The organism is Mesorhizobium sp. M7A.F.Ca.CA.003.01.2.1, assembly GCF_003998945.1.
GTDB lineage: Bacteria > Pseudomonadota > Alphaproteobacteria > Rhizobiales > Rhizobiaceae > Mesorhizobium > Mesorhizobium ciceri.
Window position 1 is genome coordinate 1 of sequence record NZ_RZRA01000413.1, and the last position, 4,773, is coordinate 4,773.

A 4,773-nucleotide genomic window follows, 5' to 3' on the forward strand; every position below is an offset into this window, starting at 1 on the left:
CCTGGCCGATCCCCTGCGCCGTGCCATAGTCGCCACGCATGAACTCGCGGCCCTCGCGCACATCGAGCGCCAGCCGCAGGATCGGGTTGTCGCGCGCCTGCCGGTGGATTTCGGTGAGCAGAAAATCCGGCTCGTGGTCGGTGAAGAAGCCGCCGCCCGAGATCGGCGGCAACTGGCCGGGGTCGCCAAGCACCAGGATCGGCGTGCCGAAACTCATCAGGTCGCGGCCGAGTTGCTCGTCGACCATCGAACATTCGTCGATGACGACCAGCTTGGCCCGCGAGATCGGGCTCTGCCGGTTGAGCGAAAAAGTCGGCGACATCGACGTCTTGCCGGTGATTTCGTCCGACACCGATTCCTCGCCTTTCGGCCGGTAGATCAGCGAATGGATGGTACGCGCATTGACCGCGCCCTTGGAGCGCAGCACCTGCGCGGCCTTGCCGGTGAAGGCGGCGAACTGCACCTGGCCGTCGACATGCTCGGCGAAATAGCGCGCCAGCGTCGTCTTGCCGGTGCCGGCATAGCCGAACAGCCGGAACAGCTGCGGCTGGCCGATCTTCAGCCAGCGGGCGACCGCTTGCAGCGCCTCGTCCTGTTGGGGAGAGAATTCCATCAGCGCGAGAGACCGGATTCGCAAGGGAAAGACAAGACAGCCGCCATCATCATCGATGCGCCGGGACGCTTAAGTGCCGCCGACGGGTCAGGCTATCAGGCACAGACAAGAACGTAAAGGGAACAATCGACCACGTCGGCTGGAAGCGAAATTCAGGCAATGGCCATGGCGGCCCGCGGGTCGCGGTCGTCGGGTGGTAGCGGAACGGGAGCGTATCCGGCATAGCTGACGCTCAACCGTGCCTGCCCGTTCGAACAGGACCGGAGTGCATCCTCCAGCTTGGACATATTTCTAAGCGGCACTGTCGCGTTGACGACGACGACCACGCCGCGGATTTCCCGACTCAGGATCTGGCCACGGCGGCTTTGCAGTTCGGCGATGACGTTGCCGACATGGGTTGCTGAAGTCATTACTTCGACCTTCATGATCGGCTCGAGCAACTGCACGCCGAGGCGTGGCGCGGCTTCGCGAAAGCAGGCGCGGCCGGCGATCTCGAAAGCCAGAGCCGAGGAATCGGTATCGTGAAAAGCGCCATCCATCAGCACCGCCTTGACGCCGATCATCGGGAAGCCCGCAAATGGACCTGAGGACAATATGCTGCGCAGCCCCTTTTCGACGCCCGCAATGTATTCGCCATGAAGCGCACCACCGACGATCCTGGACTCGAACACGGAGTCCGCGCTGTCCGCGTTCGGCTCGAACATGATCTTGACGCGGGCGAACTGACCGGTGCCGCCGGACTGCCTCTTGTGCGTGAAGTCCTGCTTGTGCGTACGGGTGATCGTCTCGCGATAGGCCACTTGTGGAGAACCAATATTCACATCGACCTGGGACTCGCGACGCAGGTGGTCAATGATGATGTCGAGGTGGAGTTCGTCCATGAAGGCGATAATGGTCTGGCCCGATTCCTCGTCTTGCATGACGCGGAAGAAAGCATCCTCGTCCGCCAGCTTCGCCAAGGCGATACGCAGCCGCTCCTGATCGGCCTTCGATTTCGGCTCGATCGCGATTTGCAGCAAAGGCCAGGGCGCGGCAGGCTTTTCCATCATGGGGATATGGTCGCTGGTGGCCCCAATATTTGCAACTGAGTGCAGGAGCGAAATCCGGACTGAGATAACGGAAGACTAAACTGATCTTTTTGGCCTGGCTGCTCGCAGCCTGCTGTCAGGGTCCAGGATCGTTCTCCAGCAGGATCGGCTTGCCGTGCGGGGTGGCATGTGCCGCGCGCTCCCAGGCCTCAGCCATCGCGTCGACATCGGCCTTGGCGGCCAGTCCCTTCGAGGCAAGCAGGCTTTCCAGCGCCGCCAGCCAATGTTCGTAATAATCATGGCCGTCCGCTGCGGCGCCCGGTCTTTTCACTTCGCTCGACAGCGCCTGCGCCCACTCGCTCCACGAAAACAGGCCCTTGTCGTGCAGCGCCACCGTCATGGCGAAGGCCTCGGCCTGCCACGGCTCGGCGAACACCGGCTCGTCGAAACCTGGCGGCAGTTCTTCACGCCGGCTCAAGATAGCTCTCCCAGGCGTCTATCGACACGCGTAGCGTCGGGTCGGCCCCCTCGCCCCAGATCTCCGATCCTTCGAAAACCACGGTGTAGACCCATTGCGGATTTTCGCCGTGTCCATGCGCGTTGCTGTCGGGAAAAACAAAACCGTCGTGCACCGCCTCGATCACGCCGTGCTTGCCGCGTGCGTAGCGCGGCAGCCGCGTGTGGCCGGTCGGGTTGAAGTTTTTGGTCCGCACGGCGTCGCCCGCCTTGAACCGCGCCGCTTGCGCCACCGGCCGGTCGCAAGGGCTGCCCTTGGCCAACACCGCGGGCACGTTTTCCGCCTTCAGCACCCTCTTGGGAGTCGCTGCTGGATCGACTGCCTTGCCCGCTTCGAGATCGCGCTGGCTGACGAAGCCATGGCGCTTTAACAGCACCTCCAGCGCCTTGATCCATATCTCGTAGTAGCTCGATGAATAGTAGACAGCCGGATGCAGCGATTCCCGTGCATGCCGGCTCTCGTCGATGTTCCAGGCGCCCATGGCGCCGGCAGTCAGCGTCACGCCGAGCGCCCGCCTTTCCCAGGCGGCATGGAAGTAAGGTTCGTCCTTTTCCGGCGCGACCGGGCCGAAACCCATCTGTCCGCCGAGATCCTGCGGCCCGTTCATGCCGGCTGTTCCGCCAGGCCGGTGCCGATCATCGCATCGCGGCTCACCAGCTCCGCCAGCCGCTCCTCGCTCCAGCCCTCGGTACCCTCGGGCCGCATCGGCACGACGAGATAGCGCAGCTCGGCAGTGGAATCCCAGACGCGGATTTTCTTGTCCGCCGGCAGCGTCAGCCCGAACTCTTCCAGCACGCCGCGCGGATCGATCACCGCGCGCGAACGATAGGGCGGCGCCTTGTACCAGACCGGCGGCAGGCCAAGCACCGACCACGGATAGCAGGAGCACAGTGTGCAGACGACGAGATTATGGGTATCCTGCGTGTTGAACACCGCCTGCATGTGCTCGCCCTGGCGGCCGGTATAGCTCAGCGATGCGATCGCCGCCGTCGCGTCGCGCTTCAGCCAATCGGCAAAGGCAGGATCGCTCCAGGCCTTGGCCACCACCCTGGCGCCGTTGCGCGGCCCGATCTTCGTCTCGTAGGTGTCGACGATGACGTCGATCGCGGCCGGATCGATCAGACCCTTCTGGGCGAGGATCGTCTCCAGCGCACGCACGCGGGCGGCAAACGGATCAAGTTCGTTATCGTGATGATGATCGTGGGACATGGCGACAAATTACGGTTCCGGTGGTGCCACCGCAAGCGCAACGCCTTGGGCCAGCGGCACATGCACTGGCCCTGTCACATCATTCGGCGGCCGCCCGCTGCGGTTCGGGCTGCATGTCTTCCCTCGCCTTGAACAGCGAGAGCTGGTCGACAGTTTCGACCGGACCCGGCTCGCCCTTGCGCTTCGACCAAAGCCCGACCAGCCAGCCCGAGAAATTCTCCATGTAGACATAGATCACCGGCGTCACGAACAGGGTCAGTGCCTGCGAGGCAAGCAGGCCGCCGACAACGGCAACGCCCAGCGGCTGGCGCAGTTCGGCGCTGGCGCCGGTGCCGAGCGCAATCGGGAACGTGCCCATGAGTGCCGCCAGCGTCGTCATCATGATCGGCCTGAAGCGCATCAGGCAGGCCTTGTGGATCGACTCGGTCGCCGACATGCCTTCTCGTCGCAACTCAAGCGCGACATCGACCATCATGATGCCGTTCTTCTTGACGATGCCGATCAGCATCAGGATGCCGATCACCGCGATGACCGACAGATCCATGCCGGCGAAGCGCAGCGCAACGACCGCTCCCAGTACGGCCGATGGCAGGCCGGTGAGGATGGTCAGCGGGTGGATGAAGCTTTCGTAGAGGATGCCGAGCACGATGTAGATGGTCAGGATTGCGCCGCCGACCAGAAAACCCTGGTTGGCCAGCGAATCCTGGAAGGTCTTGGCCGTGCCGGCAAAGGTCGTCGAGATCACCGTCGGCATGCCGATCTGCTCTTTCAGCGCATTGATGCGCGTCACGCTGTCGCCCAGCGCCACGCCCTGCGGCAGATTGTAGGAGATGGTCACGGCTGGAAGCTGGCCGAGCTGGTTGACGGTCAGGGCGCCGGCCGTGCGATCGACGCGGGCGAAGGCGCCGAGCGGAACAAGACTGCCGCTCGCCGTCCTCATCTGGATGGCCAGCATCCGCTCGGGCGACCACTCGATCTTGGGATCGAGCTCGGTGATGACTTCATAGCTGTCGGCCGAACCGAAGATGGTCGAAACCTGGTCGGTGCCGAACCCGCCATAGAGGGCGGAGCGCAACGTGTCGGTATCGATACCGAGTTGGGCGGCCTTGTCGCGATCCACCACCAGCGTCGCCTGCAGCGCATTGTTCTGCAGGTCGCTGGTGACGTCGGTGAAGTTCGCATGGTCGGCCGCCATCGCGTCGTTCAGTTTCTGCGCCCAAATATCGGTGAGGCCGGTATCAAGGCCCTGAACCACGAGCTGGTAGGCGCTTGCGGACGACCGCGAGCCCAGCCTCAAATTCTGCACCGGCTGCATGTAGGTCTCGATGCCCGCCACGCGGGCCAGTTGCTTGCGCAGATCCGCAAGCACCTTCTCGATATCGGGGCGCTGGTCCTTGCCCTTGAGC

Annotated in this window: 5 protein-coding genes and 1 pseudogene; all 6 read right to left on the bottom strand. The window is 63.6% G+C overall.

Going from position 1 to position 4,773, the window contains the following annotated elements; all coding sequences use genetic code 11:
* Positions 1-613 (bottom strand): ATP-dependent RecD-like DNA helicase (locus EN969_RS17455; RefSeq protein WP_164758314.1); only part of this gene is annotated, 613 nt, incomplete at its 3' end.
* Positions 614-765: 152 nt separating this feature from the next.
* Positions 766-1,662 (bottom strand): annotated as a pseudogene (gene fusA / locus EN969_RS17460) (elongation factor G); the annotation flags it as partial.
* Between the two features lie 115 nt (positions 1,663-1,777).
* Positions 1,778-2,119 carry a nitrile hydratase accessory protein gene (locus EN969_RS17465; RefSeq protein ID WP_063168265.1) on the bottom strand — a complete coding sequence of 114 codons (342 nt, stop codon included), beginning with the start codon at positions 2,117-2,119 and terminating at the stop codon, positions 1,778-1,780.
* Positions 2,106-2,765 (bottom strand): nitrile hydratase subunit beta, encoded by a 660-nt coding sequence (nthB, locus tag EN969_RS17470; protein ID WP_063168266.1) that lies wholly within the window; start codon positions 2,763-2,765, stop codon positions 2,106-2,108. The genes EN969_RS17465 and nthB overlap by 14 nt, the downstream gene beginning before the upstream one ends.
* Positions 2,762-3,367, bottom strand: a complete 606-nt coding sequence (gene nthA / locus EN969_RS17475; RefSeq protein WP_063168267.1) for a nitrile hydratase subunit alpha — start codon at positions 3,365-3,367, stop codon at positions 2,762-2,764. Before nthA ends, nthB begins: the two co-directional genes overlap by 4 nt.
* A 79-nt stretch (positions 3,368-3,446) precedes the next feature.
* A partial coding sequence (locus tag EN969_RS17480; protein ID WP_164758315.1) for an efflux RND transporter permease subunit occupies positions 3,447-4,773 on the bottom strand: 1,327 nt, incomplete at its 5' end.